This window comes from Acinetobacter sp. 8I-beige (assembly GCF_902505955.1).
In the GTDB taxonomy this organism is placed as follows: Bacteria; Pseudomonadota; Gammaproteobacteria; order Pseudomonadales; family Moraxellaceae; genus Acinetobacter; species Acinetobacter johnsonii.
Genome location: NZ_LR732790.1, coordinates 805,602 through 821,640, shown reverse-complemented (window position 1 = coordinate 821,640; position 16,039 = coordinate 805,602). Strand labels below are relative to the sequence as shown.

The window sequence follows — 16,039 nt, the reverse complement described above, 5'->3', positions numbered from 1 at the left end:
TAAAATGTTGAGGAACACATGTTAAAAAGAACATTATTGAGTTTTATTTTTTTAAGTTTATTGGGCTGTCATCATGATCAGAAAGACAATGCAGCGTCCCAACCACCGCCAAACAACGCCGAATACATTGAGCCTAAACTCCTTATTATTGGACATCGTGGCGCCAGTGCGCTACGCCCTGAACACACCTTAGCCGCTTATCAAAAAGCAATTGATGACGGTGCAGATTTTATTGAGCCTGATTTGGTGCCAACTCTAGACGGTTATTTAATCGCTCGCCATGAAAATGAAATCGGAGGAACCACCAATGTCAGCAGCTTGCCGCAGTTTGCAGAGCGGAAGACCAGTAAAGTAGTTGATGGCGTAACTTACACAGGTTGGTTTACTGAAGACTTTACTTTAAACGAGCTGAAGCAACTGAAAGCACGAGAACGTATTCCAGAAATTCGCCCAGCGAATACCCAATATAATGATCAATTTGATCTGCCCACTTTAGATGAAATTATTGAACTCGTAGATGCGCACTATAAAAAGACAGGAAAAATTGTGGGCCTGTATATCGAAACCAAACATCCTAGCTATTTCCAAGGTCTCAATTTGGCCATGGAGCAACGCCTACTAACCACGCTGGCCAAACACACCTATAGTCGTGACATTGCACCAGTCTATATTCAGTCGTTTGAAGTCAGCAACTTAAAACAGATGCGTCAGCAGTTGGATCAATTAAAATCGATTCGACATGTCAAAATTATTCAACTCTATGGCGGCAAGTCCGAACAACCTGCCGATGCTGTGCTTGCCAAATCAACACTCCGCTATAGTGATATGGCAACACCTCAAGGCCTAAAAGACGTCGCAAGTTATGCGCATGGTGTTGGGCCAAGTAAAACCTATATCGTGCCGAATACTCAGCCAGCGACCCCGACCAGTTTTGTGAACGATGCACACACAGTGGGCTTAAAAGTACATCCTTATACCCTACGCCCTGAAAACAATTTCTTACCAGACTATTTAGACTGTAGCGCCATTGCCGCTGAAAAGTGCGAAAAAGGTGCGCTGGCTGAGTTTGAAATTTTCTTTAAAGCGGGAGTGGATGGTGTCTTTACCGATGATCCCGCTTTAGGTCGTCAAGCCGCCGATGCTTTTTTGAAAAAAATAGAATAAGTCACGCAAAGCAAACCAGACAACTGAGCAACTCGTTTACTTCCAACCCATATCCATCCTTTAACTATAGAGATTAAAAAGCAGGCTTTTTTAATCTCTTTCTCCTTATTTTAGGTGTACATAGATTAAGCACTTTTTGAATACTATAATTAAGTGACTTTTAATATAGATCATGTATTGTGGCTGAAATTTTAAAATGGTTGATGGTATGAGCCAATATTCCCCACTCAAAGGCAAGTCAGGTTTTAAACGTATTTTTAATGCAACTCATTATTCTATTTCAGGTTTTAAGGCCGCATTTGCGCACGAAGCAGCTTTTCGACAAGTCCTATTGATTAACCTGATTCTGATTCCAACAAGCTTTTTCTGTGAGGTCAGTCGCTTAGAACAAGCCCTCATGGTAGCCGTCTGTTTACTTGCAATTATTGTTGAATTGTTTAATTCAGCCATTGAGGCGATTGTGGATCGTATTTCATTGGAGCGCCATGAGCTTTCAAAAAATGCCAAAGACATGGGAAGTGCTGCACAGTTTGTTTCTTTAAGTATTATCTTTATTGTTTGGCTGCTGATTCTGATGCCTTAACGTTTTTGTTCAATATTTCACTTTCAAGCTGTTCAACAAGCTCAAAATTAACTCATAAAAAAACCCTGCTTTCGCAGGGTTTTTCTTTTGAATTAGTTCAGTGCTTAGTGAGCAGCGAATTGGTTCATTGTGTTTTTAGCATCATCGTGCGCTTTAAGAGCATTGTCACCAGAGAAAATTTCTTTGTGATCATCACCGATGTCAGAACCCGCCATTGCTTGGTGTTTAACACAAGCGATACCACCGCGGATTTCTTTACGTTGTACGCCAGCAACATAAGCCAACATACCTTCAGAACCGAAGTAACCTTGTGCAAGCTCATGAGTAGAAAGCGCAGCAGTGTGGTAAGTCGGAAGTGTGATCAAGTGATGGAACACACCCGCTTCACGAGCAGCATCTGCTTGGAATGTACGGATCTTAGCGTCTGCATCAGCAGCTAATTCAGTAGCATCGTACTCAGCGCTCATTAATTTAGCACGGTCGTAAGCAGAAACGTCTTTACCTTCAGCAACCCAACGGTCGTAAGCTTGTTGACGGAAGTTTAAAGTCCAGTTGAACGATGGGCTGTTGTTATAAACAAGCTTCGCATTTGGAACAGTTTCACGTACACGGTTAACCATGTGAGCGATTTCTTCTACGTTTGGAGTCGCAGTTTCGATCCAAAGAAGGTCAGCACCATTTTGAAGGCTAGATACACAGTCAAGTACAACACGGTCAATTTGAGTGTCAGCACGGAACTGGTACAAGCCAGAAGCTAAACGCTTAGGACGGTGTAATTTACCATTACGTTTGATCAAGATTTCATCTTCTTGAGCATCAGCAATGTCAATTTCAGTTGTGTCTAAGTAGCTGATGTATTGAGAAGCGATGTCACCTGGCTCTTTAACCACTGGGATTTTTTGAGTCAAGTCAGCGCCTTCAGAGTCAGTACGCGCAACGATGATACCGTCATCAAGACCCATTTCTAAGAATGCATAACGTAATGCATGGATTTTAGAGATGAAATCTTCGTGTGGAACAGTTACTTTACCAGCTTGGTGACCACATTGTTTCGCGTCAGATACTTGGTTTTCGATTTGTAGTGCACAAGCACCCGCTTCAATCATTTTACGAGCAAGTAAGTAAGTCGCTTCTTCGTTACCGAAACCAGCATCGATGTCCGCAATAATTGGTACGATGTGAGTTTGGAAGCCGTCGATTTGAGCAGTGATTTCAGCAGCTTTAGCAGTATCGCCTGCTTCGTTTGCTTTTTTAAGCGCACGGAAAAGGTCGTTTAATTCTTTCGCATCAGCTTGACGTAAGAACGTGTAGATTTCTTCGATCAACGCAGGTACTGAAGTTTTTTCATGCATAGACTGGTCAGGAAGTGGACCGAATTCTGAACGAAGCGCAGCTACCATCCAACCAGAAAGGTAGATATAACGACGGTCAGTTGTACCGAAGTATTTTTTGTTCGCAATCATTTTTTGTTGTGCGATGAAACCGTGCCAGCAGCCTAAAGACTGTGTGTATTGGCTAGAGTCAGCATCATAAGCAGCCATATCACGACGCATAATTGCAGCTGTGTATTTAGCGATATCTAAACCAGTTTTGAATTGGTTTTGCATTTGCATACGTGCAGCATCTTCTGGGCTAATATCGCGCCAAGTGCTACCGAATTTTGCTTTTAATTCGCGGATTGCATCAATCGCTGTTTGATATGTAGTCATGATATTTCCTGTAATAATATTAGGATTTTCTTCAACGAAAAGCTAAAATCAGACCCTCAAGCTTTTGCTTAGATTTAGAGCACTTCGTTGCGATGAATACAGATTAGATTGACAGAAAAAATTAATCCAATATTCTGCATTAATTTTCAGTATTTATTTAAAAAATATATAGATAAAAGTCTAATTATATTTCAATAAAACAAAATTAAGTAATTGTTATTATTAAACTTAAGTAAAATAAGAAAACAGTAAAAAATACATACTTTGTCGAATATTTCTTCATTAGACTTAAGTCTTGGCCGTTGAAAAAAAGAGTCCCAACCGAAAATCAATACTTAATGTGACCGAAATGATAAAAGTTCAAAACTGAGCAAAAAGAGTATTTATCACGCTTTTATTCCATCAATAACAGGCAAGATTAAGCCATTTCCTAGGCGATACTCTAAGCCTCAATTCACACATATTGAAACATTACTTAGAGCTAATATGCCCTCAGTTTTTAAGCATAAAAACCCATTTTCTGAGAAAATGAAGGGGGGTGTTCTTTATCCAACCCGATGCTTTTTTTTTCGTCAGTTTATTACACAAGCCCGATGGCTTATGGCATAATGCAAATAATTTCATGATTTTATTCTCGGTATTTATTTTATGAATCTGGAGCGGGTTGATCTAAACCTCTTAATTTACTTGGACGTACTTTTACGCGAAAAAAATGTAACCCGAGCAGCTGAACAATTGGGTGTCACCCAACCAGCAATGAGTAATATTCTACGTCGTCTTCGTAACTTATTTAATGATCCCCTGCTAATTCGCTCTTCTGAAGGTATGACACCGACCGAACGAGCATTAGAATTACAACCCCGCATACGTGACGCTCTTTCTGATCTCTCCATGATTTTGGAACCTCGTACCGAGTTCCGTCCTTATACCTCAAACCGTGTTTTCCGTATTATGACTTCGGACTATGCCGAAGCAACCTTAGTTCCCCGCCTCGTTAAAGCATTACGTTCAGAAGCACCCAATGTGGTCTTAGACTTCTTAACCCCAAGTGATGTGTCATATCGTGATATGGAACAAGGTAAAGTTGATCTCGCTATTAACCGTTTCAATGAAATTCCACAAAGCTTCCACCAAGTTTTAGTCTGGCGTGACAGTTTTTCATGTTTGCTCAATGGTAAACACCCTGCTGCCAGCAACTTAAACCTAAAAAGTTACCTCGATGCACAGCATATTTGGGTCTCTAAAACAGGTATGGGCGTTGGTTTCGGCGTTAACCCTGAAAAACAAGCAGGTCTAGGTTGGATTGATCAAGCTTTAGAGCGTATTGGCCAAAAACGTAAAATTTCGGTCTTCACTCGACATTATCAAATGCCTGCACTATTGGCTTCAAATGTAGATTTGATCGCGACTTTACCGACCCGTATTGCACGCTTACAAGCCAAAAGTCAAAATCTCTTGATTAAAGACCCACCTTTTTATATTCCAGAATTTGAGTTGAAAATGGCATGGTGTCCACTGTTGCATCACCATCCTGCACATCGCTGGCTTAGACAGCTGATTTTGTATGTGGCACGTCAAATGATTGAGGAAGAAAATCGTGAGTTTTTAGGCAATAACTCGCAATTCTCACATTATTAAGTATTCAAGCTCTAAATAATTCATTTTCATACCAATAACTCAGGTATGATAGAAGACAGTAAGTGATTACTGTCTTTATTTTTTTGTGTTAAAAATATTCATAATAACGATGAATCACAGGTGGATTCCGTGAGCCTTTTTCAAAACATAGTTATCATTCTAGTCCTGATTGCTGGGGCGGGTTTCTTGTCTCTGACAGAAATTGCACTGGCAGGAGCACGTAAGGTCAAGCTGAAAATCTTGGCTGAGTCGGGCGATGATCGCGCACAGAAAGTTTTGAATTTACAAGAAAATTCTGCTGACTTCTTTGCCGCTTCACAAATTGGCTTAAACGCAGTGGCAATCTTGGGCGGTATTTTAGGTGAAGGGGCTTTTCGTCCTTACTTCATGAGCTTTGTTGCTCGTTTTTATACTGGTCCTTGGTCTGAAACTATTAGCTTTGCTCTATCTTTCACTTTAGTCACCTCGCTATTTATTTTGTTTGCTGACCTCATGCCAAAACGTTTGGCCATGATTGCCCCTGAAAAAATCTCTATTGCAGTGATTAACCCCATTCAGGTGTTTATTAAGGTCTGCAAACCTTTGGCTTGGATTATTAATGCCCTTGCCAACTTGTTATTCCGCCTGTTTAAAGTGAATACCACCCGTGATGACAACATTACCTTTGATGATATTTCTGCAGTGATGGATGCTGGTGCGCAAGCTGGGGTGCTGCAAAAGCAAGAACACCATTTCATTGAAAACGTATTTGAACTTGAAGAGCGGAATGTACCTTCAAGTATGACCACGCGTGAAAATGTGGTGTATTTTACTTTAAATGAATCTGAAGCCAGCATTCGTCAAAAATTGGCCGAATATCCTTATTCAAAATTCTTGGTGTGTAGTGAAAATATTGACGATGTAATTGGCTATGTCGATGCCAAAGACATTCTGGTCCGTATCCTGAATAATCAATCTTTACTGCAACTCAATGAAAGCACTATTCGTAATGTTCTCACTATTCCAGACACATTAACCTTGTCTGAGTTATTAGACCGTTTCCGCTCCACCAAAGAAAAATTTGCAGTGGTGATTAACGAATATGCGTTGGTAGTGGGTGTCATCACCCTGTCAGACATTATGATTACGGTCATGGGCGATTGGGTTACTCCAATTGAAGCCGAACAACAGATCATTAAACGTGATAATAATTCATGGCTGATTGATGGCAGCACGCCGATTGAAGACATGAAGCATGCACTGGCCATTGATGAAATGCCGGATGAAGAAAATTATGAAACTTTGGCTGGTTTTATGATGTACCGTCTGCGCAAAATTCCACGCCCTGCAGATACCGTAGAATACGCAGGCTTTAAATTTGAAGTGGTCGATGTCGATCATTTTAAGATTGACCAACTTTTAGTGACGCGTTTACTTGAAGAAACACTACAGCCTGAAACCAAAACAGTCGATGAATAGAAACATCGCCTTGAATCAAAACCTTGCAACTGCAAGGTTTTTTTTGGCCTCAGATTTAACCATATGGAGTTATACAAAATAAGTATCTTAACCATACTTTATAGATATATATTATTTATTAGAAAAATAGAACGAAAAATCACATATGTTTAAGAGCATTTAAAAATCATGCTGAATTGCATACTATCGCTGTCACTTGATGAATAAACAGACTTAACACGTTCAAAGGATTGATCCATGCTGACCATTTTAGGTTTAGGCATGATTATGTGCTTCATGTACTTAATCATGTCCAAACGACTGAGCGCTCTTGTTGCTTTAACTTTAATCCCTATCATTTTTGCATTACTTACTTATGTTTTAAGTCTCTTTGTTGACAACCTTGCTGGATTTGATATTGCTGAACTTGGCAATATGATGATGGAAGGCATTAAAAAGCTCGCTCCTACGGGCGTAATGCTCCTTTTCGCAATCCTTTATTTTGCAATTATGATCGATACGGGTCTATTCGACCCTTCTGTGAAGTGGATTTTAAAGCAGGTTAAAGGCGATCCTTTAAAAGTGACCCTTGGCACCATTACGCTGACTTTAATTGTTTCCCTGGATGGTGACGGTTCAACCACTTATATGATCTGTGTTGCCGCAATGCTACCGCTGTATAAGCGTATTGGTATGAGCCCTTTAATTATGGCCTGCCTAATGATGCTTGCGAGCGGAATCATGAACTTAACGCCATGGGGTGGACCAACAGCACGTGCTGCAACTGCATTACATGTTGATCCAAACGATGTCTTTGTTCCGATGATTTTACCAATGCTGGTTGCAATTGGTTGGTTATACTTCCTCGGCTTTATGTATGGCCGTATGGAGCGTAAGCGCATTGGTATTGTGGAATTAGATATTAGCCATGGTGACAGTATTCAGATTTCACAAGAACCTGAAGCCAACCGCGCCCACTTAAGATGGTTTAATGCTCTACTGACTTTGGTCTTGATGGTCTGCTTAGTGATGGGTGTTTTACCTGCGGCGATTCTGTTCATGGTAGCGCTGTGTATTGCCTTGGTGGTGAACTATCCAGATTTAGACATGCAAAAGCGTTTGGTTGGCAACCACTCTGCCAGTGCCCTAGCTGTAGTCGGGATTATCTTCGCGGCAGGTATTTTTACTGGCATTTTGTCCGGCACAGGTATGGTTGAAGCCATGTCTCAAGAACTGGTTGCCATTATTCCGGAAAGTATGGGACCGTATTTAGCACCAATCACGGCTGTGATTAGTATGCCACTGACCTTCTTTATGTCGAATGATGCCTTCTACTTTGGTGTACTGCCTGTACTCTCTGAAGCCGCTGGGCACTATGGTATTACCCCTGTGGAAATGGCTCGTGCATCGATTGTCGGTCAACCTGTACACTTACTGTCTCCATTGGTTCCATCGACTTACTTACTCTGTGGATTGGCTGGAATTAACTTTGGTGAACACCAAGAATTTACCATCAAGTGGGCAGTAATTACCTGTTTAGTCATGTTGGTTACAGCGATGATCTTTGGTATTTTCCCACTTTATTCAACACTAGGTTAATCGAATACTCACACTGGGCTATAACGAACCTTAAGTTCAACAATCAATAAATACCCGATGTATCACATCGGGTATTTTCATTTATAATGCCTTGATATAACAATACAATAGAGTCAAGTTTATGTCTTTTTCATTGCCCGCTGTTTTGGCATGTACTTTCTTTTATTCTGCGCTCTATCTGATTTATTATTATTTTGCTCAATATAGCCACACGCTGCTGATCGTAAGTGCGATTGTTTTGCTGATTTTAGCATGGCGGATTACACCTTATGCTTATGAACGTGGGCAACGCAGCTTTAACGAGACTCTGTCTTTTGGACAGTATTTCTGGAATCCACTGATTACATGGTGGCGACTGTTTATTTGGCCCATCAGCTTATTACTGTCTTGGATTTTCCATAGTTAAATATAAGACCATAAAAAAGCACCCGAAGGTGCTTTTGAGACTGCGATCTTAACGACCATATAATTCAAGCAGTTTATCTAAAGTCGCTTGATAGTGAATGCTAATATCTTCAGATAAAATTTTATATGCACTGTCAAACTGAACCATTGGCCAGCCTTCTTTCCAAAATGGGAAGATGTTGTGCAAATCATGTGTCACGGTCGCATCTTCCCGTACAATGGCTTGTGCAACTTGTGACAAGACTTGTGCTGTTTCCGCACCATCAATCGCCATGTAATCAATCCCACGTACTTTTAAAATACGGATGCGGTCTTTCTTATAGCGAATTTTTTTGGCTTGACCTTCATTCAGGCCCAATGCCAAAGCTACAGCTTCAACAAACTTACTTTCAAAAGATTGGTTCAAAGCCACAATCGCAAGTTTATGTGCTTCTTGACGACCCGCTTTACCACCTTTACGAATCTCTTCTTTTGCCTCTGTATCAAGCTCATCGTCTTTCATAGACTGCAAAATGTCTAAAATTTCGATATCACTTAAAGATTCAGGAGAATGATCAGTCATGAACTGCCCTTAGACAAAAAAATTGAATCCGACATTTTCGCATAATTCAGAGCAAAAAAGCGAAATTGTTGTGCTTTTCTCTGTGAATATTCTGTTTCACGTATTTTTTTGAGCCATCCTCCTCCAAATCTACTATAGTAAAGGCTATTTTTCTCATACGCTCTTTTTTGACGATGCAATCCAAACAAGTTCAACTGTTACTGCAACAATTAGAGACCCGCTACCCTGCCGCATTTAAACGTAATTACTTGCTTTATAGTCAAATCAAAACACGCGGTATTTTAGATGACCAACGTGAAATTATTCCGTGGGTTTTGGCGGTGATGATTTTTATTCCAATCAGCTTAATTCTGAAAGATTTTTACTTAACTCACTTGGAGAATCTCGACCCGCTCCAAAGTCATAGTTACGCCATTATTAGTATTTTACTGGTACTGATGTGGGTCTTACCTTTTGTCATTAAGCAAATTAAACATTCATCAAACTCCTTGTATCAACTGCAACGCCATGCGCCCTTCAAACTCGCTGCCGTGATTCTTTTAAGTGGACTAAATCTGATGTTCCTTGAAAGCAGTTTGCTGATGTGGATATTGTTTTATTTTGGTGTGAACTTTGGTTTTGTGCGCTTCTATAAAGAAAATTTATTTCGAGACCACAGCCAGTCGGTTGAACATCATCAGTTACAACAACTCAGACGCGTTTGTTTTTGGGCCTATAAGCAAACGGTCAAATCACGACTCCAATTACGCTTTAGTTCCCATCAATCTGAAGTTTATCAGGCACGGAAAACCCAGCTGGGGCATGAAGCAGATTTGTATGTGCAACTTCTGAAGTATGAGCATGCTTACTGTAAGCAGATTAAGCATATCGATCTCGACAGTTATATCGATGAGAAATTATAAAAAAACCGAGCAATGATGCTCGGTTTTTTCTAAGGTCATTTTAGGCCGTTTGCTTTAACGCACTGATTGGCAATAATGTCGAGTCTAATATCACTTGATGCGAGCGAGTTTCATCAACGATGTATTCTTTGTTCTTAATGGTATCCACGAAAATCCAATCCGCTTGCACCTGCTCTGCGGTAAAACGGACTTTCAAATAACCGCGTTGATTCAAATTGCAATAATTTAACTCCTCAATCAAGCTGGTAAACGCAAATTCAAATGCTTGTAGCTGCTGCATCGGAATGGACAAATATTTCTCCAACCCAGGGGAAGAGACCGAACTGGTTGCCAACTCCACGCCAACCAATACCCCATCTTTACTCGATAAATCTGAAGCCCAAGCATTATGGGTATCTCCAGCAAGGACCACAACTTTTTTCTTAAGTTGTACCAAAGTGCCATACAAAATTTCACGCTCAGCAAAATAGCCATCCCACGCATCTAAGTTATAAGGTGCAGTAACCGCAAGACGTGCTTTTTCCTCTGGAGTTACGGTTGGATCACCTGCATCCATTCGAGCTTTAATTTCTAATAGTTCAGTGATTTGTGTGGTGATTTTGCTTAAGGTCTCAGGACTAGGATTTCCTGCTGTAATTTCTGCCAGCGACATTAACAATTCTGCTGGAACAAACATTTTGCTCATCAGAATCTGCTGGCCGAGTACATTCCATGTTGCCGTAGATTGCTGAAGTTTCTGCAATAACCAATTTCGCTGCTCCACACCCATCAAGCTACGCACAGGATTGATTAAATCGGCTTGGAATTTTGCAATATCTAAACCTGTAGCAGTCATATAGTTTGCATAATCTAATTGCACATTACGTGCAATAATCCGTGTATCCAGCATCGTCAATTGAACAAGCGTACCAAAATCAAATTGACGATAAATCTTGATATGCTGATCATCAATTGGACGGATTGGCATCCATTCAAAATAGGCCGCCAGTGCCGCAAGTTTACGTTCAAGGAAATCGCCTTCAGTATCTGACTGATGATTTTCAGCACCCTTTTCCCATGTATCATTTGCGAGTTCATGGTCATCCCAAATCACAATAAAAGGATGACGTTGATGCGCGGCCTGCAAATCTGCATCTAGTCGGTATAAAGCATAACGTTTGCGATATTCATCTAAGCGAATAATTTCTGCATTGTTATCATCTGCCAGTGCGCGCCCCATCGCTACAGCCTCTTCCGTTGCATATTCGCCCATACCATATTCGTAAATGTAATCCCCCAAATGAATCACAACATCCACATTCTGTTTTGCCATTTCTTTATAAACATGGAAATAGCCCGCTGGGAAATTTGAACATGAGCATACTGCAAACTGTACCGACTGTACTTGCGTTGCCAAGGTTTTGGTTTGCCCTGTGATTGAATACTTCGACGCCGATTTAAAACGGTAGAAATACACTTGTCCCGCAGCAAGTCCCGTCACATCCACTTTCACCGTAAAATCTTGTGCAGCCGTGGTCAGCACCTTTCCTGTTGCTGTAATGTGTTTAAAGCCTGCATCTTTTGCCACTTCCCAGAGCACCTCTAAACGCGCACTGCTGTCCGTCGGTGTTACACGTGTCCAAATGATGACTTGAGTTTGTAAAGGATCACCACTGGCAACCCCATGCAAAAATTGCACTTGCGTATTGGGCTGTGTGTTTGAGTCGGCGTCATCACCACAAGCAGTCAGTGAAATAGGTAAAGATAAAGCACCAAATCCTGCCAAAGTTTTTTGAATAAGTTCTCGGCGGTTCATTTTTTTTGTCATGTGGATTGCCTAAAGACGATATGGACTTGAAATTTATGCGAAAAAGATGACATCCATATCTCAAGTCGATGACATTTTTATGAAGCCTGAACAAGTGCAGCACAGATAATTTTGCTATTTTTTAAACATAAACCGCTGAATTGATTGAAAAGAAAGCAAATAATCACAAATAGACTTGCCAACTTTTATTTCGTCCTCTATTATTGCGCTCATGCCCGAGTGGTGAAATCGGTAGACACAGGGGATTTAAAATCCCCCGCCCACAAAGCGTGCCAGTTCGAGTCTGGCCTCGGGCACCATTCTTAAGCTAATTAAGATGGTGCAATAAAAAATCCAGCGATATGCTGGTTTTTTTATGTCTATAATTTATGCATCGAATCACATAACAATCACAATATGAAAAAGAACACTCTCATTATCATTTTATGCCTAATTTTTTCAAACATCGGCCATGCAGAAATACTCTCTCAACAAACGGGTAGCGACACGTTTTATGACTTGTTTGCAGGCACGATTATTGAAAAAGACCACCAACTTTATTTACATGTGTGTAAATCAGTAGATGCTCATTTTAAATTAAGCTTTAATCACACTAAAGATGAGCAACATATTCGTGAGCTCATGAAAAAGCATCCAAAATTTTGGCTGAATCTCAGTGCAAATGCTGAAATGGTCGAAGACGAATACGTGATGACAGTCGATGCGATTGGAGATGAACATTTGAACCAAAGTTGTCATCTCACCGATCTTTTAGATGAACTGTAACAGCAATCTCAGCTTCTAAAGCAAAAACCAACTGCACTTGAAATGAGAGAGTGAGTCACCACTCTCTGTTCACCACCAATTCTTCCATTTCAATATCCATAAACCCAGCATCTTGCACCACCATCATCATCGCTTCAGCAATAAAATCAGCAGCAGAATCATCTAACGATGAATCCAGATCTTCAAAATGCGGCTTCATTTCATTAATTTCAGCCACTGTGGCATTGGCATATTGATAAATATCACCCTCAGATTTTGCTTTTACAATTTTTTTAGCAAAAGTCTCGACATGCTGCTTCACTTCAGCAACAAGAATATCGGGATAATATTCATCATCAAACATAGGGAGAAGTAAATCTGCAAACATACAGGCACTCAAAACGAGAAACTTAAAAAACGAGTCTGTATAACATAAACCAAACAAATCACCAAATAAAAAAGCAGCATCTGAAGATGCTGCTAGTCTAACAATCTGATATAGATCAAATTTTCAAATTAAATCATTCGTTCGGCATTCCGCCGCCCCATTAAGCCATATTCATCGCCTGCCAAACTTTGATCGCATCACTCATGGCTTTGACATCATGAGCGCGCACCATACACGCGCCTTGTTGAATACTCAGCAAATGTCCCGCTACAGAACCCACGGCCCGCTGGCCTGCATCTGCCCCACCTAAGGCTTCGCCGATAAAGCGCTTCCGTGACAATGCGGACAAGATGGGATACCCGAGCTGATTTAGCTGATGGAATTCGTTTAAAAGCTTAAGGTTCTGCTTTGCATTTTTAGCAAAGCCAAAACCCGGATCAATCATGATATTTTCAGCTTTGACACCAGCCTTGAGTGCATCCGCCACACGCTGGGAAAGCTCAGTCATCACATCTAGAGTGACATTATCATATTGATCTAAACCATTCATGGTGGTCGGTTCACCACGCATATGCATGATGATCACTGGAATATTCAGTTCAGCTGCCGTCTCTAAAGCATTCGGACGTGTTAATGCTCGTACATCATTCCAGATATGCGCGCCTGCTGCGACCGCTGCTTGAATCACTTCAGGTTGAGAGGTATCAATCGAAATGACCACATCAAGTTCAGCCAAGGCTTCCACCACTGGAACGACACGACGAATCTCTTCCTCAACCTCAACTACAGATGCACCTGGACGCGTCGATTCACCCCCAACATCGATGACTGTCGCCCCATCCACAATCATTTGCTGAGCATGTGCAATCGCTTGTGCTTTGCCATTATGTTTACCGCCATCACTGAACGAGTCTGGCGTCACATTTAAAATACCCATCACATGCGGTACCGACAGATCGAGTGATAGCTCACCACAACGTAGAATTTTCTTCGGCAAAGCCATCAATTGCATGTGATATTCTCCAGTTCAACTCGCGTTATCTTAACGCTTTCCCAACTTTACGCGCTAATTTTTCTTAATCGGAAGTGAAAATTTGCGCAATAAAAAACCACCCGAAGGTGGTTTTTTATTTTAACTTTTTAAAATTAAGTTGCAGATGGTAATGGTGGTGGCGTGCTTGGACCATCCGTTGGAGTTACATCCATCACAGGATTTTCTGCAACATATACTTTTGGTGGTTGTGGCTCACGACCTTCCATAATGTCACGAATTTGCTCGCGATCAATCGTTTCCCATTCCATCAAAGCTTTCACCATCGCATGAGCAATCTCTTTATTATTCTCCAAGATATTACGTGCGACATGGTATTGCTCATCGATGATACGACGAACTTCAGCATCTACTTGTTGCTGCGTTGCTTCAGAAATCGTACGACTACCAATGCTACCCATGAATGATTGCTGAGAATCATCTTCATACACCATTACACCAAGTTTGTCAGACATACCGTACTTGGTCACCATTGCACGTGCCATTTTAGTTGCACGTTCAAAGTCGTTTGAAGCACCTGTCGACATTTGGTTGATAAAGATTTCTTCGGCAATACGACCACCAAACAAAATTGAAAGTTCATTCAACATTTTGTCTTTATAGTGGCTGGTTTGGTCATGTTCAGGCAACTGCCATGTTACACCCAACGCCCAACCACGCGGCATAATAGTTACTTTATGTACAGGGTCTGTACCCGGTAGAATTTCAGCCACAATCGCATGACCAGCTTCATGGTACGCGGTTGCACGACGTTCTTCTTCACGAATCACCATCGACTTACGTTCAGGGCCCATGTACAACTTGTCTTTTGCATCTTCAAAATCATGCATATCGACAGTGTTCTTGTTACGACGTGCAGCAAATAATGCAGCTTCGTTCACAAGGTTCGCCAATTGTGCACCTGAGAAGCCCGGCGTACCACGTGCAAGCACTTGTACATCGACACCAGTCACTGAAGGCAATTTCTTCATATGAACATTTAAGATTTGCTCACGACCTTTAATGTCTGGTAAGCCAACCATTACTTGACGGTCAAAACGACCCGGACGGAGTAAAGCTTTATCCAGTACATCGGCACGGTTTGTTGCAGCAATGACAATAATGCCTTCATTGCCTTCAAAGCCATCCATTTCAACTAACATTTGGTTTAAAGTTTGCTCACGCTCATCGTGACCACCACCCGTACCTGAACCACGATGACGACCCACAGCATCAATCTCATCAATAAAGATGATACATGGTGCATGACGTTTCGCTTGTTCAAACATGTCACGGACACGAGATGCACCCACACCCACGAACATTTCAACAAAGTCAGAACCAGAAATACTAAAGAATGGTACTTTCGCTTCACCTGCAATTGCTTTTGCAAGTAAAGTTTTACCTGTACCCGGTGGACCCACCATTAACACGCCTTTAGGAATCGTTGCACCTAAACGTTTAAATTTTGAAGGGTCTTTTAAGAAATCAACAATTTCTACAACTTCTTGCTTTGCTTCATCACAGCCAGCGACATCAGTAAAAGTCACTTTAATTTGGTCTTCTGCCAACATTTTTGCTTTTGACTTACCAAAACTCATTGGACCGTTTTTACCACCTGCTCCGCCACCCATGTTGCGCATAAAGAACATGAATAACAAAATGATTAAAAGTACAGGGAAGCTTGCGATCAAAAGTTGCATCAATAAACCTTGACGTGCAGGTGCAGTACCTTCAACGACAACGTTATTTTTAATCAGATTAGGCATAAGCTCTGGGTCTTGAACCGCAGGACGAATACTTTCAAACTCTGAACCGTTTGATTTTTGGCCATGAATTCGTTCGCCATCAATTGTCACTTGCTTAATTTGACCAGCATTCACCGCAGCAACAAACTCTGAATAATTCATCGCTGTCGGCTTTTCATTGCTACTGACATTACTGAAAATAAGGATCAGTACGCCCAGTATCACTAGCCACAATATGGCATTCTTGAAGAGATCGCTCAAAGCTTTATTCCCATATCAATCTAATTTGATCATGCCCTATCGGGTGACCTTAAAGTTTCTGC

At 41.1% G+C, this 16,039-nt stretch carries 14 protein-coding genes and 1 tRNA gene; 9 read left to right on the top strand and 6 right to left on the bottom strand.

Translation table 11 applies throughout. The features are described from left to right. Positions 1-18 precede the first annotated feature (18 nt). Both GVX98_RS03855 and GVX98_RS03850 read left to right on the top strand, forming a co-directional pair. Positions 19-1,164: a glycerophosphodiester phosphodiesterase gene (locus tag GVX98_RS03855; protein WP_159127308.1), complete on the top strand. Its 1,146-nt coding sequence runs from the start codon at positions 19-21 to the stop codon at positions 1,162-1,164. Positions 1,165-1,372: 208 nt separating this feature from the next. Next, on the top strand, positions 1,373-1,747 hold the full coding sequence (locus tag GVX98_RS03850) for a diacylglycerol kinase (RefSeq protein WP_035326984.1): 375 nt from the start codon (positions 1,373-1,375) through the stop codon (positions 1,745-1,747). Between the two features lie 104 nt (positions 1,748-1,851). On the opposite strand, the gene GVX98_RS03845 is transcribed toward GVX98_RS03850, so the two are convergent. Next, positions 1,852-3,456, bottom strand: a complete 1,605-nt coding sequence (locus tag GVX98_RS03845; protein WP_004982675.1) for an isocitrate lyase — start codon at positions 3,454-3,456, stop codon at positions 1,852-1,854. 648 nt (positions 3,457-4,104) lie between these two features. Between GVX98_RS03845 and GVX98_RS03840 the strand changes: the two genes are divergently transcribed. The 4 genes from GVX98_RS03840 (at position 4,105) to GVX98_RS03825 (ending at position 8,536) form a co-directional block, all read left to right on the top strand. Next, positions 4,105-5,094 (top strand): LysR family transcriptional regulator, encoded by a 990-nt coding sequence (locus GVX98_RS03840; protein ID WP_004982677.1) that lies wholly within the window; start codon positions 4,105-4,107, stop codon positions 5,092-5,094. Positions 5,095-5,223: 129 nt separating this feature from the next. Next, a complete protein-coding gene (locus tag GVX98_RS03835; protein WP_004982679.1) occupies positions 5,224-6,552 on the top strand; it encodes a hemolysin family protein in 1,329 nt (442 codons plus the stop codon). A gap of 237 nt (positions 6,553-6,789) precedes the next feature. Beyond that, a complete protein-coding gene (locus GVX98_RS03830) occupies positions 6,790-8,130 on the top strand; it encodes a CitMHS family transporter (RefSeq protein WP_004982682.1) in 1,341 nt (446 codons plus the stop codon). A 121-nt stretch (positions 8,131-8,251) separates the two neighbouring features. Beyond that, positions 8,252-8,536, top strand: a complete 285-nt coding sequence (locus tag GVX98_RS03825) for a hypothetical protein (RefSeq protein ID WP_004982685.1) — start codon at positions 8,252-8,254, stop codon at positions 8,534-8,536. 48 nt (positions 8,537-8,584) lie between these two features. Here GVX98_RS03825 and GVX98_RS03820 read toward each other — a convergent pair whose 3' ends face one another. Further along, positions 8,585-9,097, bottom strand: coding sequence for a hypothetical protein (locus tag GVX98_RS03820; protein ID WP_004982687.1), 513 nt, complete (start codon positions 9,095-9,097; stop codon positions 8,585-8,587). 173 nt (positions 9,098-9,270) lie between these two features. Here GVX98_RS03820 and GVX98_RS03815 point away from each other — a divergent pair, with 173 nt between their 5' ends. Then, complete coding sequence (locus GVX98_RS03815; RefSeq protein ID WP_004982689.1) at positions 9,271-9,999, top strand: hypothetical protein; 729 nt, start codon at positions 9,271-9,273, stop codon at positions 9,997-9,999. A gap of 40 nt (positions 10,000-10,039) precedes the next feature. Here GVX98_RS03815 and GVX98_RS03810 read toward each other — a convergent pair whose 3' ends face one another. Continuing rightward, positions 10,040-11,806, bottom strand: a complete 1,767-nt coding sequence (locus tag GVX98_RS03810; protein ID WP_159127307.1) for an alkaline phosphatase — start codon at positions 11,804-11,806, stop codon at positions 10,040-10,042. Positions 11,807-12,019: 213 nt separating this feature from the next. Between GVX98_RS03810 and GVX98_RS03805 the strand changes: the two genes are divergently transcribed. Together GVX98_RS03805 and GVX98_RS03800 are read left to right on the top strand one after the other, a co-directional pair. Continuing rightward, positions 12,020-12,105 (top strand) — tRNA-Leu (locus GVX98_RS03805). A gap of 97 nt (positions 12,106-12,202) precedes the next feature. Further along, complete coding sequence (locus GVX98_RS03800; protein ID WP_151836785.1) at positions 12,203-12,571, top strand: hypothetical protein; 369 nt, start codon at positions 12,203-12,205, stop codon at positions 12,569-12,571. 55 nt (positions 12,572-12,626) lie between these two features. Here GVX98_RS03800 and GVX98_RS03795 read toward each other — a convergent pair whose 3' ends face one another. From GVX98_RS03795 to ftsH, 3 genes are all read right to left on the bottom strand, one after another. Beyond that, complete coding sequence (locus GVX98_RS03795; protein ID WP_004982696.1) at positions 12,627-12,938, bottom strand: DUF5713 family protein; 312 nt, start codon at positions 12,936-12,938, stop codon at positions 12,627-12,629. 160 nt (positions 12,939-13,098) lie between these two features. Continuing rightward, a complete protein-coding gene (gene folP / locus GVX98_RS03790; protein WP_159127306.1) occupies positions 13,099-13,950 on the bottom strand; it encodes a dihydropteroate synthase in 852 nt (283 codons plus the stop codon). A gap of 134 nt (positions 13,951-14,084) precedes the next feature. Next, positions 14,085-15,977, bottom strand: a complete 1,893-nt coding sequence (ftsH, locus tag GVX98_RS03785) for an ATP-dependent zinc metalloprotease FtsH (RefSeq protein WP_159127305.1) — start codon at positions 15,975-15,977, stop codon at positions 14,085-14,087. Positions 15,978-16,039: the final 62 nt, after the last annotated feature.

Bases quoted from the DNA above. Each gene is read 5' to 3' on its own strand.
- GVX98_RS03855 (WP_159127308.1), top strand. From the start codon at position 19: ATGTTAAAAAGAACATTATTGAGTTTTATTTTTTTAAGTTTATTGGGC.
- GVX98_RS03850 (WP_035326984.1), top strand. From the start codon at position 1,373: ATGAGCCAATATTCCCCACTCAAAGGCAAGTCAGGTTTTAAACGTATT.
- GVX98_RS03845 (WP_004982675.1), bottom strand. From the start codon at position 3,456: ATGACTACATATCAAACAGCGATTGATGCAATCCGCGAATTAAAAGCA.
- GVX98_RS03840 (WP_004982677.1), top strand. From the start codon at position 4,105: ATGAATCTGGAGCGGGTTGATCTAAACCTCTTAATTTACTTGGACGTA.
- GVX98_RS03830 (WP_004982682.1), top strand. From the start codon at position 6,790: ATGCTGACCATTTTAGGTTTAGGCATGATTATGTGCTTCATGTACTTA.
- GVX98_RS03825 (WP_004982685.1), top strand. From the start codon at position 8,252: ATGTCTTTTTCATTGCCCGCTGTTTTGGCATGTACTTTCTTTTATTCT.
- GVX98_RS03820 (WP_004982687.1), bottom strand. From the start codon at position 9,097: ATGACTGATCATTCTCCTGAATCTTTAAGTGATATCGAAATTTTAGAC.
- GVX98_RS03815 (WP_004982689.1), top strand. From the start codon at position 9,271: ATGCAATCCAAACAAGTTCAACTGTTACTGCAACAATTAGAGACCCGC.
- GVX98_RS03810 (WP_159127307.1), bottom strand. From the start codon at position 11,806: ATGACAAAAAAAATGAACCGCCGAGAACTTATTCAAAAAACTTTGGCA.
- GVX98_RS03800 (WP_151836785.1), top strand. From the start codon at position 12,203: ATGAAAAAGAACACTCTCATTATCATTTTATGCCTAATTTTTTCAAAC.
- GVX98_RS03795 (WP_004982696.1), bottom strand. From the start codon at position 12,938: ATGTTTGCAGATTTACTTCTCCCTATGTTTGATGATGAATATTATCCC.
- folP (WP_159127306.1), bottom strand. From the start codon at position 13,950: ATGCAATTGATGGCTTTGCCGAAGAAAATTCTACGTTGTGGTGAGCTA.